The 17,213-nt window shown below is 69.8% G+C and carries 19 protein-coding genes; all 19 read left to right on the plus strand.

Features of this window, described 5'->3' with window-relative positions; all coding sequences use genetic code 11:
• The first annotated feature begins 36 nt into the window (after nt 1–36).
• The 19 genes from OG534_RS30305 (at nt 37) to OG534_RS30395 (ending at nt 17,210) form a co-directional block, all read left to right on the plus strand.
• Nucleotides 37–861, plus strand: a complete 825-nt coding sequence (locus OG534_RS30305; RefSeq protein WP_326592257.1) for a type 1 glutamine amidotransferase domain-containing protein — start codon at nt 37–39, stop codon at nt 859–861.
• A gap of 42 nt (nt 862–903) precedes the next feature.
• Nucleotides 904–2,541: a thiamine pyrophosphate-binding protein gene (locus OG534_RS30310; RefSeq protein WP_326592258.1), complete on the plus strand. Its 1,638-nt coding sequence runs from the start codon at nt 904–906 to the stop codon at nt 2,539–2,541.
• A 44-nt stretch (nt 2,542–2,585) separates the two neighbouring features.
• Entirely contained in the window at nt 2,586–3,020 is a 435-nt protein-coding gene (locus OG534_RS30315; protein ID WP_326592259.1) for a nuclear transport factor 2 family protein, read from the plus strand.
• Nucleotides 3,021–3,043: 23 nt separating this feature from the next.
• The gene (locus OG534_RS30320; protein WP_326592260.1) at nt 3,044–3,499 is read left to right on the plus strand and encodes a nuclear transport factor 2 family protein; all 456 of its coding nucleotides are present in this window, start codon (nt 3,044–3,046) and stop codon (nt 3,497–3,499) included.
• 13 nt (nt 3,500–3,512) lie between these two features.
• Nucleotides 3,513–3,884: a nuclear transport factor 2 family protein gene (locus OG534_RS30325; RefSeq protein WP_326592261.1), complete on the plus strand. Its 372-nt coding sequence runs from the start codon at nt 3,513–3,515 to the stop codon at nt 3,882–3,884.
• A 10-nt stretch (nt 3,885–3,894) separates the two neighbouring features.
• Nucleotides 3,895–5,499: a GMC family oxidoreductase gene (locus tag OG534_RS30330; RefSeq protein ID WP_326592262.1), complete on the plus strand. Its 1,605-nt coding sequence runs from the start codon at nt 3,895–3,897 to the stop codon at nt 5,497–5,499.
• Nucleotides 5,492–6,103, plus strand: a complete 612-nt coding sequence (locus OG534_RS30335) for a DJ-1/PfpI family protein (RefSeq protein ID WP_326592263.1) — start codon at nt 5,492–5,494, stop codon at nt 6,101–6,103. The genes OG534_RS30330 and OG534_RS30335 overlap by 8 nt, the downstream gene beginning before the upstream one ends.
• Nucleotides 6,103–6,549 carry a VOC family protein gene (locus OG534_RS30340; RefSeq protein WP_326592264.1) on the plus strand — a complete coding sequence of 149 codons (447 nt, stop codon included), beginning with the start codon at nt 6,103–6,105 and terminating at the stop codon, nt 6,547–6,549. Before OG534_RS30335 ends, OG534_RS30340 begins: the two co-directional genes overlap by 1 nt.
• A gap of 1 nt (nt 6,550) precedes the next feature.
• A complete protein-coding gene (locus OG534_RS30345; protein ID WP_326592265.1) occupies nt 6,551–8,374 on the plus strand; it encodes an AGE family epimerase/isomerase in 1,824 nt (607 codons plus the stop codon).
• Nucleotides 8,375–8,411: 37 nt separating this feature from the next.
• Nucleotides 8,412–8,762 carry an STAS domain-containing protein gene (locus OG534_RS30350; RefSeq protein WP_030008823.1) on the plus strand — a complete coding sequence of 117 codons (351 nt, stop codon included), beginning with the start codon at nt 8,412–8,414 and terminating at the stop codon, nt 8,760–8,762.
• Entirely contained in the window at nt 8,759–10,906 is a 2,148-nt protein-coding gene (glgX, locus tag OG534_RS30355) for a glycogen debranching protein GlgX (RefSeq protein ID WP_326592266.1), read from the plus strand. The genes OG534_RS30350 and glgX overlap by 4 nt, the downstream gene beginning before the upstream one ends.
• A gap of 16 nt (nt 10,907–10,922) precedes the next feature.
• Nucleotides 10,923–11,234, plus strand: coding sequence for an STAS domain-containing protein (locus tag OG534_RS30360; RefSeq protein WP_266937944.1), 312 nt, complete (start codon nt 10,923–10,925; stop codon nt 11,232–11,234).
• Nucleotides 11,231–11,704 (plus strand): ATP-binding protein, encoded by a 474-nt coding sequence (locus OG534_RS30365; RefSeq protein WP_326592267.1) that lies wholly within the window; start codon nt 11,231–11,233, stop codon nt 11,702–11,704. The genes OG534_RS30360 and OG534_RS30365 overlap by 4 nt, the downstream gene beginning before the upstream one ends.
• A complete protein-coding gene (locus OG534_RS30370) occupies nt 11,686–12,945 on the plus strand; it encodes a PP2C family protein-serine/threonine phosphatase (RefSeq protein ID WP_326592268.1) in 1,260 nt (419 codons plus the stop codon). The genes OG534_RS30365 and OG534_RS30370 overlap by 19 nt, the downstream gene beginning before the upstream one ends.
• Nucleotides 12,946–13,701, plus strand: coding sequence for a MinD/ParA family ATP-binding protein (locus OG534_RS30375; RefSeq protein ID WP_326592269.1), 756 nt, complete (start codon nt 12,946–12,948; stop codon nt 13,699–13,701).
• A 69-nt stretch (nt 13,702–13,770) separates the two neighbouring features.
• Nucleotides 13,771–14,511 carry a type 1 glutamine amidotransferase domain-containing protein gene (locus OG534_RS30380; RefSeq protein ID WP_326592270.1) on the plus strand — a complete coding sequence of 247 codons (741 nt, stop codon included), beginning with the start codon at nt 13,771–13,773 and terminating at the stop codon, nt 14,509–14,511.
• Between the two features lie 33 nt (nt 14,512–14,544).
• The gene (locus OG534_RS30385; RefSeq protein WP_326592271.1) at nt 14,545–16,029 is read left to right on the plus strand and encodes an aldehyde dehydrogenase family protein; all 1,485 of its coding nucleotides are present in this window, start codon (nt 14,545–14,547) and stop codon (nt 16,027–16,029) included.
• A 39-nt stretch (nt 16,030–16,068) separates the two neighbouring features.
• Nucleotides 16,069–16,683: an NADPH-dependent F420 reductase gene (locus OG534_RS30390; RefSeq protein ID WP_326592272.1), complete on the plus strand. Its 615-nt coding sequence runs from the start codon at nt 16,069–16,071 to the stop codon at nt 16,681–16,683.
• Nucleotides 16,668–17,210, plus strand: a complete 543-nt coding sequence (locus OG534_RS30395) for a (2Fe-2S)-binding protein (protein WP_326592273.1) — start codon at nt 16,668–16,670, stop codon at nt 17,208–17,210. Before OG534_RS30390 ends, OG534_RS30395 begins: the two co-directional genes overlap by 16 nt.
• Nucleotides 17,211–17,213: the final 3 nt, after the last annotated feature.

A 17,213-nucleotide genomic window follows, 5' to 3' on the forward strand; every position in this document is an offset into this window, starting at 1 on the left:
GACGCCAACGACAACAGGCGGCGCCTGGAGGAATACGTGAGCAGAAAGATTCTGGTCATTGTCTCCGAACACGGTTACTGGGCCGAGGAACTGATAGGCCCCGTTTCGAAGTTCGACGAGCGGGGCTACGAGGTCATATTCGCCACGCCGACCGGAAAGCGTGCACACGCTCTTCCGCCGAGCCTCGACGCGAACTACATCGACCCTCCGCTGGGACGCTCGGTCACGACCGAGGAGAACGCCCGGCTGGGGCGGGAGTTCGAGCAGTCGAGCCGGCTGGACTCGCCGCTCGACATCGAGGCGTGGGTCCCCGAGCGGCCGTACACGAGCGACGAGGGGTACCTGCCCAAGCTGGAGCAGTACCACCGCGATCTGGACAAGCTCGACGCCGAAATCGCCGGATACGACGCGATCCTCATCGTCGGCGGCAGCGGCCCGATCGCCGACCTCGCCAACAACGAGCGCGTGCACGCCCTGATCCTGGCCTTCCAGAAGGCCGGCAAGGTCGTGGCCGCGGAGTGCTACGGGGTCGCCTGCCTGGCCTTCGCCCGGGACTGGAGCGACCGCAAGAGCATCATCTGGGGCAAGCACGTGACCGGCCACTGCAAGGAGTACGACTACAAGGACGGCACCGGATTCCTCGGTACCGACTTCAACATGGGGCCGCCGCCGTATCCGCTGGAGTACATCCTGCGCGACGCGACGGGCCCGAGCGGCGCGTACCACGGGAACTTCGGCAAGCCGGTCTCGGTGATCGTCGACTTCCCCTTCGTCACCGGACGTTCCACCCCCGACTCCTATCTCACGGGGCAGAAGATCGTAGAAGTCCTGGAGGACGGTCTCACCCGATACGGCTGGTAATCCCGGAGGCCGCAGAGAAATCGGAGAGTTGAGGGGGAATTCATGGAAGCCACTCCCGGACGGGAAAGGCTGATCGAGCAGTTCAAGGCCGACGGCCTGAATGTGATGTTCGGAAATCCGGGGACGGTGGAACAGGGATTCCTCGACGCGGTGGACGCGGCGGAGGACTTCCACTACATCCTCGCCCTCCAGGAGACCGTGGCCGCCGGCATCGCCGACGGGTACGCCCGGGCGACCGGCGGCGCGGCCCTGCTCCAGCTGCACTCCGGGGTGGGTCTGGGCAACGGCATCGGCATGCTCTACCAGTCGCTGCGCGGCCACACCCCGCTCGTCGTGGTCGCCGGTGACGCCGGGGTGCGCTACGACGCCATGGACGCGCAGATGGCGTCCGATCTGGTGGCGATGGCGAAGCCGGTGACCAAGTACGCGACCCGGGTCACCGACCCGCGGTCCGTGCTCCGCACCATCCGGCGGGCCGTGAAGATCGCGCTCACCCCGCCCCGGGGGCCCGTGTTCGTGGCGCTGCCGATGGACGTGCTGGACGAGCTCAACTCCGAGCCCGTCCTGCCGGCCACGGTGCCGCTCACGGACGTGGCGCCCTCGCCCGCCTCGGTGGGGCGGGCGGCCGAGCTGCTCGCCTCCGCCGAGCGGCCGGTCGTCCTGATCGGGGACGGGGTCGCGCTCTCCGGGGCGCAGTACGAGCTCGCCGCCGTCGCCGAGCTGCTGGGCGCCGACGTGTACGAGGTCGACTCCTCCGAGGTGAACATCGCGGCCTCGCACCCGCTGCGGCGCGGCCAGACCGGCCACATGTTCGGCCCGCACAGCAAGGAGCTGATCGGGGACGCCGACGGGGTCCTGATCGTCGGCACCTACGTCTTCCCGGAGGTGTTCCCCGAGCTGGAGAGCCCCTTCCGGGCCGGTGCGAAGGTCGTCCACATCGACCTCAACGCCTACGAGATCGCCAAGAACCACCCGGTGGACCTCGGCCTGGCCGCCGACCCCAAGCAGGCACTGCGCGCCCTGGCCGGCGTACTGGACCGGCTGCTGACCCCGCAGCGCAGGGCCGCGGCGGCCGCCCGGCTCGACGTACGGCGCCGGGAACGGACCCGCGAGGCGCAGTCGGCCACGGACGACGGCACGCCGATGGCCCTCTTCCTCAAGACCCTGGCCGAGCGCACCGGCGGGGACCTGATCGTCTTCGACGAGGCACTGACCACCTCCCCGCTGGTCACGCGCTACCTGCCGGCGGAGCGTCCCGGCGACTACCACCTGACCCGGGGCGGTTCGCTGGGCGTGGGCTTCCCGGGCGCGGTCGGCGCCAAGCTGGCCCGGCCGGAGCGGCTCGTGGTCGGCTTCGCGGGCGACGGCGGCTCCATGTACACGTACCAGGCGCTGTGGACCGCGGCCCGGCACGGCATCGACGCCAAGTTCGTCGTCTGCAACAACCGCAAGTACCGGCTGCTGGACGACAACATCGCCCAGTACTGGCGCGAGCGGGACATCCCGGAGCACGGCTTCCCGGGCTCCTTCGACCTCTCGCACCCCGAGATCGACTTCGCCGGGCTGGCCCGGTCGCTCGGCGCCGGCGGGATGCGGGTGGAGAAGCCGGACGAGGCGGTCGCCGCCGTGGGCCGGATGCTGTCCCACCCCGGACCGTTCCTCGTCGACATCCAGATCTGACAGCCATCCGACGCAGCACCCAGTACCGAACAGGAGGAGACCGCATGCCCGCCGAGCGGCAGCTGACCGAGGACGCGATCCGCAGTTTCGCCGAGAACTGGTACGTGGCGCTGGACCAGCACGTGGGTCTGGACGACGTGCTCGCCCTGATCACCGAGGACCTGGAGTTCCAGGTCCCCGAGGACACCTTCCTCGGGCACGAGGGCTTCGGCCGCTGGTACGCGGCCGTCACCCACCGCTTCTTCGACGAGGTGCACACGGTCGTGAAGGTGGAGCCCGTCATCGAGGGCGACCGGGCCGTCGTCCGCGTCCTCGTCAACTGGCAGGCCAAGATCTGGGACCCGCCGGCCGCCCGCAGCCAGTGGCTCGGCTTCGACGCCGACCAGACCTGGACCGTGGTGGCCGGTCCCGACGGACCGCTGATCAAGCAGTACACCGTCAACGACCTGGCGCCCATGCCCGGTTCCGGCTCGCTCTGACCGCCGGCGAAGGAGAAGCGACGATGACCGAAGTGACACGGGAGCGGGTCGGGGCGGCCTACGCCGCCCTCGGCTCCGGCGACCGGGCGCGCATCCTGGAGTACTACTCGGAGGACCTGCGCTGGCTGGTGCCGGGCAACCACCCGCTGGCCGGCTGGTACGAGAGCCTGGACGCCTTCCTGGAACTGATGGGCCAGACCCACAAGCTCACGGGCGGCACCTTCCGGATGGACCTGGAGGCGGTCCTCGTCGGCGAGGACTGTTCCGCGGACGTGTGCCGCAACGTCGCCCTGCGGGACGGAGCGGCTCAGGACAGCCGGTCCCCGTACGAGCGGATGGACTACCCCGTCTTCCACTTCATGCGGTGGCGGGACGGCCGGATCGTCGAGGGCCGCGACGGGCTCTTCGGAGACTCGGCGGCCGCCTTCAGCCAGTTCTGGGCGCCGTTCGCGCCGGACGGAACCCGCAGGGACCGATAGGGGGATGCGCGCGATGGACGCACGACAGATCTTGACCAAGTACTACGAGTACGCCAACGCCGGGGACTGGGACCGCTGGTGCGACCTGTTCGCCGACGACCAGGTGATGGACGAGCAGCTCGCCGGCCACATCGAGGGCCTGGAGGTCCTGCGCTCGATGATGAAGGGCATGGGCACGATGTACCGGGTCTTCCGGAACGAGCCCGTGCACTTCATCGTCGACGGCGAGAAGGCCGCGGCCGTCTCGCACCTGACCGCGGTCAGCGCCTCCGGTGAGGCCATCGAGGCCGAGGTCATGAACTTCTTCCGGATCGTGGACGGAAAGATCGCCTACATGGCGAACTACCACGACACGGTTCCCTTCCAGGTGCTGAGCCAGGGCTGAGGGGGGACCCGTGAGCGTCGAAGAGTACGACTACATCGTCGTGGGATCCGGCACCGCGGGCAGCGTGCTGGCGGCCCGGCTCTCCGAGGACCCGGACGTCTCCGTCCTCGTCCTGGAGGCGGGCGGCTCGCGGATCCCGCCCGAGGTGGACGACCCGTCCTCCTGGTACAAGCTCCTCGGCGGGCCCGTGGACTGGGGCTACACCAGTACCCCGCAGCCCGGCCTCGACGGCCGCCGTACGTACGAACCGCGCGGCAAGGCCCCCGGCGGCAGCAGCAACCTCTACATCATGATGCACATCCGGGGCCACGCCTCGGACTTCGACAACTGGGCCTACCAGGGCGCGGCCGGCTGGGCGCACGAGGACGTGCTCCCGTACTTCGCCCTGCTGGAGGGCCAGGAGGACGTCACCGCCGCCACCACCGGCACCCGGGGTCCGCAGCGGATCACCCACGCCGGGCGGCACGGCCCCAACCCGGTCTCCCGGGCCTTCATCGACGCCGCCGTCGAGCTGGGCCACGAGGAGATCGCCGACTTCAACACCGACGGTCCCCGGCGCGGCCTCTTCGGCACCGGCTGGCACCACATCGACGTGGCCGACGGCCGCCGCCAGGGGGCGCTGGCCGCCTACCTGGAGCCCGCGCTCGGACGCTCCAACCTGACCCTGCGCACCAACGCGCAGTCCACCCGGCTGCTCTTCGACGGGGACACCTGCACGGGCGTCGAGTACGCCCAGCTGCGGGCCCCCGCCGAGATCCCGGGCCGGACCGTCCGGGACGGACACAGCAGCGCCGCCGCGCCCGGGCTGCACACCGTACGGGCCCGCCGGGAGGTGGTCGTGGCCGCGGGGGCGATCGAGTCCCCGAAGCTCCTGCTGCTCTCCGGCATCGGCCACCCCGAGCAGCTGCGCGAGCACGGCATCGAGGTCACCGCGGCCCTGCCCGGGGTCGGCGAGAACTTCCACAACCACGTCCTGACCGGGCTGATGGCCGAGGTCACCCAGGAGCTCCCGCCGCCGGCGCAGAACCTGTCGGAGAGCGCTCTGTTCCTGTCCTCGCAGCCCGGGCTGCCCGCGCCGGACCTCCAGATCGCCTTCGTCCACGTGCCCTTCGACGTGATCGTCGGCCAGGACCACCCCAACACGGTGTCCATCCTGCCGGGGGTCGTACGGCCGGTCTCGCGCGGCTGGATCAGGCTGGCGAGCGCCGACCCGCTGGCCCACCCGCTGATCAACCCGAACTACCTGGGCGACCGGTGGGACCTGGAGCGGATGGTGCAGGGCGTCAAGATCGCCCGGGAGATCTTCGCGACCTCCGCGTTCTCGCCCTGGTACAAGCAGGAGCTCCAGCCCGGTCCGGGCTACGTGGGCGACGACGACCTGCGGACCTTCGTGAAGCAGAAGTCGGAGAGCTACCACCACCAGGCCGGCTCCTGCCGCATGGGCATCGACGACCTCTCCGTCGTCGACCCCGAGCTGCGGGTGCACGGCGTGCGCAACCTGCGCGTCGTCGACGCCAGCGTGATGCCCGCGGTCCCGTCGGGCAACTGCCACACCGCCATCGCGATGATCGCCGAGCGCGCGGCGGACTTCCTGAGGGGGGTGTCCCGTGCCTGAAGCCGTCCTGCGCGAGGGTGCGCTGTCCGGGACCCGGATCGCGGTCCTGGTCGAGAGCGACTACTACGAGCCGGAGATCTTCTACTACCAGCACCGGTTCGCGGAGGAGGGCGCCGAGGTCGACTTCCTGACCCGGCTGTGGGGCAACGACTCCATCACCTTCACCGGGCACGAGTACCGGGCGCCGTTCACCGCGAACCAGTCCCTGGAGGGGCTGGGCGACGACGACCTGCGCCGGTACGCGGCGATCATCGTGCCCTCCGGCATGGTGGCCGACCGGCTGCGCTACACCGAGGACGTGGACGTCCTCGCCCCGGCGACGGAGCTGCTGCGCCGGGCCTTCGAGGAGCCGACCGTCCTCAAGGGGATCATCTGCCACGGGATGTGGCTGGCCTCCTCGATCCCGGACAAGGTGCGCGGCCGCAAGGTCGTCTGCCACAACAACCTCATCGGCGACGTCCGGAACATGGGCGCCCAGTACGTCGACGAGGACGTGGTGGTCGACGGGGACCTGGTCACCGGCCGCACCGGCGCCCACCACCACCTCTTCGCCCGCCGGATCATCGAACTGATCGCGGCCGGGCGGGGCCGGGGAGCCGGCTGATGGCGGGCGCCGCGGACCGGCCGATGGTCTGGTCGCACGTGGGCCTCAACTGCAGGGACCAGAAGACCACCGAGGATTTCTACACCCGCTACTTCGGCTTTGCCCGGGCCCGGGTGGTCGACCTCGGAGAGGCCAAGATCGTGTTCCTGCGCAAGGGGGACGCGTACCTGGAGCTCTTCGCGGCCGACGCCGAACCGGCCCGCGAGGCTCACGACGACGGCCCGCAGGCCCCGGGCCGGATGCGCCACCTGGCCTTCCAGACCGACAGCGTGGACGCGTTCCTGGCCGGACTGGGCGACGCGGCGGAAGTGACCCTGGGACCGCTGGACTTCGACGACTTCATCTGCGGGTGGCGGACCGTGTGGGTCCGCGATCCCGACGGGGTGATCGTCGAGGTCAGCCAGGGATACGAGGACGACAGCACTCACGACAAGGACGGTGCATGACATGGCGGATGCCGTGAGCTTCTCCTTCTCCGACACCATCGCGGGCTACGTCGTCCGCTTCGACTCCGGTACCCGCGTGCTGCGGCTGAAGACCTCGGACGGCCGGGAGTTCGACGTCTCCCTGGCCGGCGACCCCAGCGCCGAGCTGGTCCGCAACCTGGACGAGCCCTACATCGACGCCTCCGGGCACATCGACGAGATGCTCTCCCCGGGCCGGTTCCTCTTCGTCTACGGAGTCCACTACCCGGAGCGGGGCGGGCGTTTCGACGCCAAGCGCCTGGTGTTCCTGGGCCGCGGCGCCGAGGACTACCGCTTCGAGGAGCCCAGCTGGTGGATCAAGCAGATCGAGTCGCTGGCCGACTTCTACAAGCGGGCGCAGTTCGGCGACGGGCCGGTGGACTTCACCGAGTACCGCACCGAGATCCGGCTCGGCGGTGACAAGACCGCCAGCCACGTCCAGGAGACCGACACGATCTCCCGCCTGGTCTACGGCATGGCCTCGGCCTACCTGCTGACCGGCAAGGACGAGTACCTGGAGGTCGCCGAGCGCGGCACCGAGTACCTGCGCAAGCACATGCGGGTCGTGGACGGCGAGGAGGACGTGGTCTTCTGGTACCACGGCATCAGCGTCGACGGGGACAGCGAACGCAAGCTGTTCACCTCGGAGTTCTCCGACGACTACGACGCGATCCCGATGTACGAGCAGATCTACGCGCTGGCCGGACCCATCCAGACGTACCGGATCACCGGTGACGTCCGGATCAAGAACGACGCGGACGCCACCATCCGGCTGTTCGACAAGTTCTTCTTCGACCCGGAGCAGGGCGGCTACTACTCGCACATCGACCCGATCCTCTTCAGCGCCGACCACGAGTCCCTCGGAGAGAACGCCGAGCGCAAGAACTGGAACTCGGTCGGCGACCACGCGCCCGCGTACCTGATCAACCTGTACCTGGCGACCGGCGACCAGAAGTACGCCGACTTCCTCGAATACACCTTCGACACCATCGCGGACAAGTTCCCGGACTACAAGAACAGTCCCTTCGTCCAGGAGCGCTTCTTCCGCGACTGGTCGCACGACAAGGCGCACAGCTGGCAGCAGGACCGCGCCGTGGTCGGCCACAACCTGAAGATCGCCTGGAACCTGATGCGGATGAACTCGCTGAAGGCCAAGCCGGCGTACGAGGAGCTCGCCAAGAAGATCGGCGAGATCATGCCCGCGGTCGGCAGCGACGTGCAGCGGGGCGGCTGGTACGACGTCGTCGAGCGGCTCAAGTCCGGGGACGAGGAGACGTATCGTTTCGCCTGGCACGACCGCAAGGCCTGGTGGCAGCAGGAGCAGGCGATCCTCGCCTACCTCATCCTGAACGGCACGGTCGGCGGCGACGCGAACCTGCGCGAGGCCCGGCAGGCGCAGGCCTTCTACAACACCTTCTTCCTCGACCACGACGAGGGCGCCGTCTACTTCAACGTGCTCGCCAGCGGCACGCCGTACCTGCTCGGCACCGAGCGGCTCAAGGGCAGCCACTCGATGTCCATGTACCACTCGGCGGAGCTCTGCTATCTCTCCGCCGTCTACAACAACCTGCTCATCAACGGCCGGGAGATGGACTTCCACTTCCAGCCCGACCCGACCAACCTGCCCGACCGCGTCCTGCGCGTCTCGCCCGACCTGCTCCCGGCCGGCTCGGTGCGGATCGCGTCCGTGGAGATCGACGAGAAGCCGTACACCGACTTCGACGCCGACGCCCTCACCGTGCGGCTGCCCGACGTCCAGGGGCGGGTGAAGGTCAAGGTCCGGCTGCGTCCAGTGGCCAAGAAGTAGCGCTCAACGGGGGGCGCCCCAACCAGAGGGGAATGCAATGACTCTCAACGTCAAGGAACGCCGGAACAAGACGGGCACCGTGCTCGTCGCCACCGGCGAGATCAACAGCGAGACATCCGGCTCGCTGCTCCAGGCCCTGCTGCCGCTCGTCCGCGAGGGCAAGCCGCTGAAGATCGACCTCACCGCGGTCACCTACGTCTCCAGCGCCGGCCTGCGCACCCTGCTCGTCGTCTACCGCGAGGCGCAGCACGCCGGCGTCGCCGTCACCCTCTACGGGGTGAGCGAGGAAGTCCGGTTCGTCATGTCGGCCACCGGCTTCCTCGACTTCTTCGAGACCGGCGAGGCCGTCGCGGCGGCCGCCAAGGCCAAGGCCAAGGCAGCACGATGAGCGAGACCCGGTCCGAGCAGGTCCTGCGCGTCGACGCGTACCCGACCCACGAGGTGGGCGGGTACCGCGTCCGCGCCGGCAAACCGTTCCCCTTCGGGGCCAACGTGGTCCCCGGCGGGGTCAGCTTCTCCGTCTTCTCCGACCAGGCCACCTCCATGACGCTGGTCATCTTCAAGCGCGGAGAGCCCGAACCGATGGCCGAACTGGAGTTCCCCGAGGAATTCCGGACCGGCAGCGTGTTCGCCATGACCGTCTTCGGCCTCGACCACGAGAACATCGAGTACGGGTACCGGGCCGACGGCCCCTTCGACCCGGCCACCGGCCACCGCTTCGACGCCCGCCAGGTCCTCTCCGACCCGTACGCCCGGCTGATCGCCGGCCGCGACGTGTGGGGCGTGGAGCCGGACCGCAGCCGCGGCTACCAGTACCGCTCCCGCGTCTGCCTCCAGGACTTCGACTGGGGCGACGACACGCCGCTGGGCATTCCCGCCGAGGACCTCGTCGTGTACGAGACCCACGTGCGCGGCTTCACCCGGCACCCCAACTCGCAGGTCAGCGCGCCCGGCACGTTCGCCGGACTGCGCGAGAAGATCCCGTACCTGAAGGAGCTCGGGGTCAACTGCATCGAACTGCTCCCCGTGTTCGAGTTCGACGAGAGCGACAACCCGCGCTCCAACCCGGAGACGGGCGAGCACCTCTTCGACTACTGGGGCTACAACACCGTCTCCTTCTTCGCGCCGAAGGCCGGCTACGCGGCCACCGGGCGGTACGGGATGCAGGGCGACGAGTTCCGCACCCTGATCAAGGACCTGCACGCGGCCGGCATCGAGGTCATCCTCGACGTCGTCTTCAACCACACCGCCGAGGGCAACGAGCAGGGCCCGACGATCTCCTTCAAGGGGCTCGACAACGCCACGTACTACATGCTCACGCCCGAGGGGTACTACTTCAACTTCAGCGGCACCGGCAACACGGTCAACTGCAACCACCCCGTCGTGCGCAACTACGTGCTCGACTGCCTGCGCCACTGGGTCGCCGACTACCACATCGACGGCTTCCGCTTCGACCTCGCGGCCATCCTCGGCCGGGCCCTGGACGGCACCCCGCTGCCCAACCCGCCGCTGCTGGAACTGCTCGCCTACGACCCGGTGCTGCGGCACACCAAGCTCATCGCCGAGGCCTGGGACGCGGGCGGCCTCTACGAGGTCGGCAACTTCCCGGCGTACGGCCGCTGGGCGGAGTGGAACGGGAAGTACCGCGACACCGTGCGCAGCTTCCTCAAGGGCGACCCCGGGGTCACCGGCGAACTGGCCACCCGCATCGCCGGCTCGCCCGACCTCTACTCCACCCGCGGCACCGCGGCCTCGGTGAACTTCCTCACCGCGCACGACGGGTTCACCCTCGCCGACCTGGTCTCGTACAACGACAAGCACAACGAGGCCAACGGCGAGAACAACAACGACGGCGCCAACGACAACAACAGCTGGAACTGCGGCGCCGAGGGACCCACGGACGACCCCGGGATCAACGCGCTGCGGACCCGGCAGATGAAGAACGCCCTCGCCATCCTCTTCACCAGCCAGGGCATTCCGATGCTGCTGGCCGGCGACGAGGTCGCGCGCACCCAGCAGGGCAACAACAACACCTACTGCCAGGACAACGAGCTGTCCTGGTTCGACTGGGACCAGGTCGACGAGAACGCCGAACTGCTCCGGTTCACGCGGGAGATGATCGCCTTCCGCAAGCGCCACCGCGAGCTGCGCTCCACCGCCCACCCCACCGGCCGGGTACGCGACAACCTCGGCCTGCCGGACATCAGCTGGCACGGGGAGCGGGCCTGGCAGCCCGACTGGTCGTCCGAGAGCCGGCTGCTGGCCGTGGCCCGCTGCGGCACCGGGGACGACGACGTGGTGTACGTGGCCATGAACGCGCACTGGGAGTCGCACGACCTGGAACTGCCCGCCCTGCCGGGAGGCCGGAGCTGGCACCTGTTCGCCGACACCGGGGCCGAGGCGCCGCACGACATCCGCAGCCCCGGCGCCGAGCAGGAACTGGACAACGCCGGGAAGTACCTGATCGGCCCGCGTTCGGTCGTGATCCTGGTGGGCCGCACGAACGATCACGACGACTTCGACACGCCCTGACCGAAGGAGACCTGACATGCCGCTTTCCGTGTCCCTGAGCATCGAGGGCGACACCACCGTGATCGAACTGACGGGCGAGCTGGACGCCAAGACCGCGCCGGAGTTCCACCAGACCATCGAGAAGGCCGCGGGCCACGGCACCAACACCGTGGAGATCCGGATGGCCGGCGTCGGCTACATGGCCAGCGCCGGCCTGCGCTCCCTGGTCTTCGCCCAGCAGAAGGTCGCGAACCACGTCACCATCAAGGTGGTCGGTGCCATCGAGCCCGTGTCCCGGACCATCCGGACGGCCGGACTCGACCGCAGCATCGTCCTCTCCGATGAGTGACCACCGTGACTGACATGGTCGAACTGGCGAGGACGCCCGTCGTGCTGGAGGTGCCCGCGACGGTGGGGGCACTGGGCGACATCGCCTTGTTCGTCCTGCGGCTGGCCGGACGGGCGGGCCTGGACAAGGGCGCCGCCTACCGGCTCCGGCTGGCCGTGGACGAACTGGCCACGAACATCGTGATGCACGGGTACCGGGGCGGCGACGGACGGATCACCGTCCGGGGCCGCTCCGGCCCGGGCCGGGTGCGGATCGTCATCGAGGACTCCGCACCCGCCTTCGACCCCGTCGAAGGCCGCCTGCCCCCGGCCGACGGGGTCCCCCCGGAGAACCGGCGGATCGGCGGACTCGGCATCCACCTGGCACTGACCAGCGTGGACGAGTTCAGCTACGCGTACAGGGACGGCCGCAACATCAGCACGCTGGCTGTGAACGCTGAGGGGACGGACCGATGCCCTCCACGACCGTGATCATCCTCGACGAGTACCCGCCACCGCCGCCCGAGCTGCTCGACGCCCTGCGGACGATGGACGCCTCGCTCGTCACCCGCACGCTGACCGAACTGCGCGAAGGCCCGCAGGACCGGCTGCCCGTCGCGGACGTGCTGCTCGCCCCGGCCGAGTCCGACGGGGAGGCCGTACGGATGGCCGTACGCCGGCTGCGCCGCTGGGCCGGGGCCCCCATCGTCGTCGTCTGGACCGTGACGGAGTTCGCCGCACTGGAGGAACACGTCCGGATCGGGCACGACTACCTCGTACCGCCCTTCCTGCCCGCCCTCGTCGGAGCCCGGCTGCACAGCTGCTCGGAACGCGCCGGACTCGGCCGCACCCTGCGCGAAGCCGACGCCCGCGCCGAACTCATGGGCTACGAGAAGGAGCTGGAGATCGGCCGGGAGATCCAGGCCGGCTTCCTGCCCGAATCGCTGCCCGTTCCCGCGGGCTGGGAGATCGACGTGCGCTTCCGGCCCGCCCGGCAGGTCGCCGGGGACTTCTACGACGTCTTCGAGATCTCCCGCGGCCGCCGGCTCGCCTTCGTCGTCGCCGACGTCTGCGACAAGGGGGTCGGCGCCGCGCTCTTCATGGCGCTCATCCGCTCTCTGCTCCGGCACACCGCGCAGAACAGCGGCCTGCAGCACCTGGTCGCCGCCGGACGCGCCGGCGGCAGCAGGCGGATCCCGGTCGTCGGCGCCACCCCGCTGCTCAACGCGGTCACCGCCACCAACGGCTACCTCACCCGCAACCACCTGCGGCAGGGCTACTTCGCCACCCTCTTCTTCGGGGTGCTGGACCCGCTCACCGGCAGCCTCGTCTACATCAACGGCGGCCACAACCCGCCCCTGCTGCTGCCCGCCGACGGCGGACCGCCCGAAGCCCTGGACATCACCGGGCCCGCCGTCGGCGTCCAGCCCGACTGCGTCTACACGCTCGGCTACGCCCAGCTGAACCCGGGCGACACCCTGTTCGCGTTCACCGACGGAGTCCCCGAGGCCCGCTGCCCGAACGGCAGCTTCCTCGGCGACGAACGGATGCTCGAACTGCTCGCCGGCATCCCGGTGAGCGGCAAGGACGTGGTGGACCGGATGGACCTGGCGGTGCGCGAGCACACCGGGACCGCCGAACAGCACGACGACGTCACCATGCTGGCCCTGCACCGGCCACGCGCGGCGCGGGGGCCGCGCGCGGACGGTGCCCGTCACCAGGTGGTGGCCTAGATGACCCGCACCATCGTGGTGCACTCGCACCGCGGCGGGACGGGCAAGTCCTCGGTACTGGCGAACCTCGCGCTGCTGATCGCGGCCGGGGGGCGCCGGGTGGGGGTGGTGGACACCGACATCCAGTCACCCACCCTCGACCTGCTGTTCCGGCTCGGCCCTGGCCCCGCGCTGGCCGACTATCTGCTCGGCCGCTGCGAGATCGAGGCCACCGCCCAGCAGGTGGGCGCCGGCCGCGGTCCGGGCGGGCTGTACGTCGTACCGGCCCGGACCGGTACGGCCGCCCTGCGCGAGATCATGACCGGCGGCTACGACGTGGGGCTGCTGCCCGAGGGCTTCGACCGGCTGGCCCGGCACCACGCCCTCGACGTGCTGCTGCTCGACACCCACGCCGGGCTCAACAACGAGTCGGTGACCGCCATGGCGAGCGCCGACGTACTGATGATCATGGCCCGGGCCGACCGGATCGACCTCTCCGGGGTCGAGGAGACCATCGCCCTCGCCGGGCGCCTGACCTGCCGGCGCGCCCTGGTGCTGAGCATGGCGCCCGAGGGCATCGACCGGGAGGCGGCCCGGCGGCGCTCCGAGGAGGTCTATCGGGCACCCCTGGCCGGAATCCTTCCGTACTCGCCGGAAATGGCGGCCCTGTACGGGGAGCGCATATTCGCAGAAGCTCATCCCGACCACCCCCTGGTCGGTGAATTCCGCACCATCATCTCGGCGTTGGACGCACGTGACGAAGTATCGCGGGCCTGACGTCACCCCCTTACGCCCCCTGCGGGGGGCGTGTTGAATCGGCAGCGAATCCAGAACAAGGAGAGAGTCATGAAGATTCTCGTCGTCATGACGGCCAAGGCCACACTGCATCTCCTGGACGGCGAACAGCACCCCTCGGGATTCTGGGCCGAGGAATTCGTCGTTCCCTTTTCCCTCTTCAAGGCGGCCGGCCACGACGTGGACGTGGCGACGATCGCGGGCCGGACGCCCACGGTCGACCAGACGAGCATCGACCCCCAGTTCCTCCAGTGGGTCCGCCCCCAGGGTTCGCCGGACGAGGACGCGGCCAACGCCGCCGAGTACGTCCGGGTCATCGAGAGCACGCCCCAGCTGAGAGCCCCCCTCGCCCTGGAGGACCTCACCGAGAAGGACATCGCCGACTACGACGGCGTGTACGTCAGCGGCGGCCACGGCGCCATCGGCGACCTGCCCAAGTCCGACGAACTCGCCCAGATCCTGCGCTGGATCATCGCCCAGGACAAGCCGCTCGCCACCGTCTGCCACGGCCACACCTCGCTGCTCGCGCTGCGCGACGGCGAAGGCCGCTGGCCGTTCGAGGGCTACCGGATGACGGCCTTCTCCCACAGCGAGGAACTGGTCACCAACATGGCCGGCCGGCTCCCGCTGATCCTGGAGGTCGAGCTCACCCGGCTCGGCGCGCGCTACGAGAAGGCCGACGCCATCTGGGACTCGCACGTGGTCGTCGACCGCAAGCTGACGACCGGACAGAACCCCTACTCCTCCAAGGCCCTCGCCGAGACCTTCTTACGGCAGCTCGCGAAGGGCTAGTACCGCCCCCGCACCCGACACCGGAAGGCAGCCATGACCAAGCGTGAGCTGAGCGGCCAGCCCCTCGCCAATCCCGGGAAACTGTTCATCGGCGGCAGATGGGTTCCGGCCCAGGACGGCCGTACCGAGCCGGACATCAGCCCCGTGGACGGGCAGGAGATCGTGCCGGTGGCCCAGGCCACCGCCGCCGACGCGGACGCGGCCGTCGCCGCCGCCCGCAAGGCGTACGAGGAAGGCCCCTGGAGCAGACTGTCCGCCCAGGAGCGCGCGCTGCGGCTGAACCGGGTCGGTGAGCTCATCGAGCGCGACCTGGAGGAGATCGCCCTGCTGGAGACCGTGGACATGGGCAAGCCGTTCGCGTTCTCCAGCACGGTCGACGCCCCCATGGCCGCCCAGCTCATGCACTACTACGCCGGCGCCGTGACCCGGGTCGACGGCTCCTCGCGGGCCCCGGCCGGCGGCCAGCTCGCCTACACCCTGCGCGAACCGCTGGGCGTGGTCTGCGCCATCACCCCGTTCAACTTCCCGCTGCTGCTGTCGATGACGAAGATCGCACCGGCGCTCGCGGCGGGGAACACGGTGGTCCACAAGCCCTCCCCGGCCACCCCGCTCACCGCCCTGAAGATCGCCGAACTCTTCCAGGAGGCGGAGATCCCGGACGGCGTGCTGAACGTGATCACCGGTCCCGGCGTGGAACTGGGGGAGACCCTCACCGACCACCCCGACATCGACAAGATCGCCTTCACCGGGTCCACCTCCGTCGGCCAGTCCATCATCCGCAAGGCGGCCGGCACCCTGAAGAAGGTGACGATGGAACTCGGCGGCAAGTCCGCCAACATCGTCTTCGCCGACGCCGACCTCGACGCCGCCGAGGAACTCGCCTTCTTCGGCATCTACTACAACAAGGGCGAGATCTGCACCGCCGGCTCCCGGCTGCTGCTGCACCGGCCCATCCACGACGAAATGGTCGAACGCCTGGTCCGCCGGGCCGCCGCCCTCAAGCCCGGCGACCCGCGCGACCCGGCCACCCTCTTCGGGCCGCTCGCCCACCGCGGCCAGTTCGACAAGGTCAGCTCCTACATCGAGGTCGGCGAGAAGGAAGGCGCGCTGCTGCGCACCGGAGGCACCGGCTGGACCCCCGAAGGCGCCTCCAGCCAGGGCCTGTACTTCCTGCCGACCATCTTCACGGGCGTCGACAACGGCATGCGGATCGCCCAGGAGGAGATCTTCGGACCCGTCCTGTCGATCATCCCCTTCGACACCGAGGAGGACGCCGTGCGCATCGCCAACGACAGCGCGTACGGCCTCGCCGCCGGCGTCCACACCAAGGACCTGCGGCGCGCCCACCGCGTCGCCTCGCAGATCAAGGCCGGCACGGTCTGGGTCAATTGCTACAACCAGTACGACCCCGCCGTGCCCTACGGCGGCTACAAGGCCTCCGGCTACGGCCGCGAATGCGGCCCCGAGTCGCTGGAGAGCTACACCCAGACCAAGTCGGTCTGGATCGGCATGGACTGACACGGCATCGACTGACCATCCCTTTCCCGAGGAGCGTCAATGCGGACAGGCATCATCGGCACCGGGCGGATCGGCACGGTCCTCGCGAGGATCCTCGTGGCGGCAGGCCACCAGGTCGTCCTGGCCAACGCCCGGGGCCCGCAGACCCTCGGCCCGCTCGTGGCCGAGCTGGGACGGGCGGCCTCGGCGGCGCACCCCGCCGAGGCCGCCGGCCAGGCCGAACTCCTGGTGCTGATGGTGCCCTTCGACAGCGTCCGGGGGCTGCTCCCGCCGCACGTCGTGCAGGACAAGGTGGTCGTCGACGCGACGAACGCGTTCGGCGGCCCCGGCACACCGGCCGACCTCGGCGGGCGCGGCTCCAGCGACCTGGTCGCCGAGTGGTACCCCGACGCCCAGATCGTGAAATCCCTGAACACCATGCATTTCGAAACCCTCGCCGTCGCGGGCACCGCACCCGGAGAACGCCTGGCCCATTTCACCGCGGGCGACGACGTGAAAGCGAAGGAAATCGTCGCGGGAATCATCACGGATCTGGGATTCGCGCCCGTCGACACCGGCCCGCTGCACTCCGGGGGAATTCTCCAGCAACCCGGCGGGCCCCTCTTCAACCGGCCGCTCACGGAAGCGCAGGCGCTGGCATGGATATCACACTGAAGGTGAACGGAAGACCCGAGCAGTTCTCGGCACAGCCGAACGAACTGCTCGTGGAACGGCTCCGCGACGGCCTCGGACTGACCGGAACCAAGGTCGGCTGCGACACCGGCCAGTGCGGCTCCTGCGTCGTCCGGCTCGACGGCAGGTCCGTCAAGAGCTGCCTGGTCCTCACCGCCGCGGCCGCCGGCTCCGAGGTGGCCACCATCGAGGGCGTCACCACCCCCGGCGGTGAACTGTCCGGCCTCCAGGAGGCACTGCGCCAGGAGCACGGCACCCAGTGCGGCTTCTGCACCCCCGGCATGGTCATGGCCCTCGGCGAGCTCGTCGACTCCACCGCCGGCGGCGCGGCCCCCACCGAGCCCGAGATCCGCGAGTGGCTCACCGGGAACCTGTGCCGCTGCACCGGCTACCACAGCGTCGTACGGGGCGTGCAGCGCGCCTGCGCGGCCACCCGCGCCGAGGCGCCCGCCGGTCTCCCCGAGGCCGGCACCGTCGCCGCATCCACCGCTGCCGGACAGGAGGTGTGAGGG

This window comes from Streptomyces sp. NBC_01294, from assembly GCF_035917235.1.
Classification (GTDB): Bacteria; Actinomycetota; Actinomycetes; order Streptomycetales; family Streptomycetaceae; genus Streptomyces; species Streptomyces caledonius.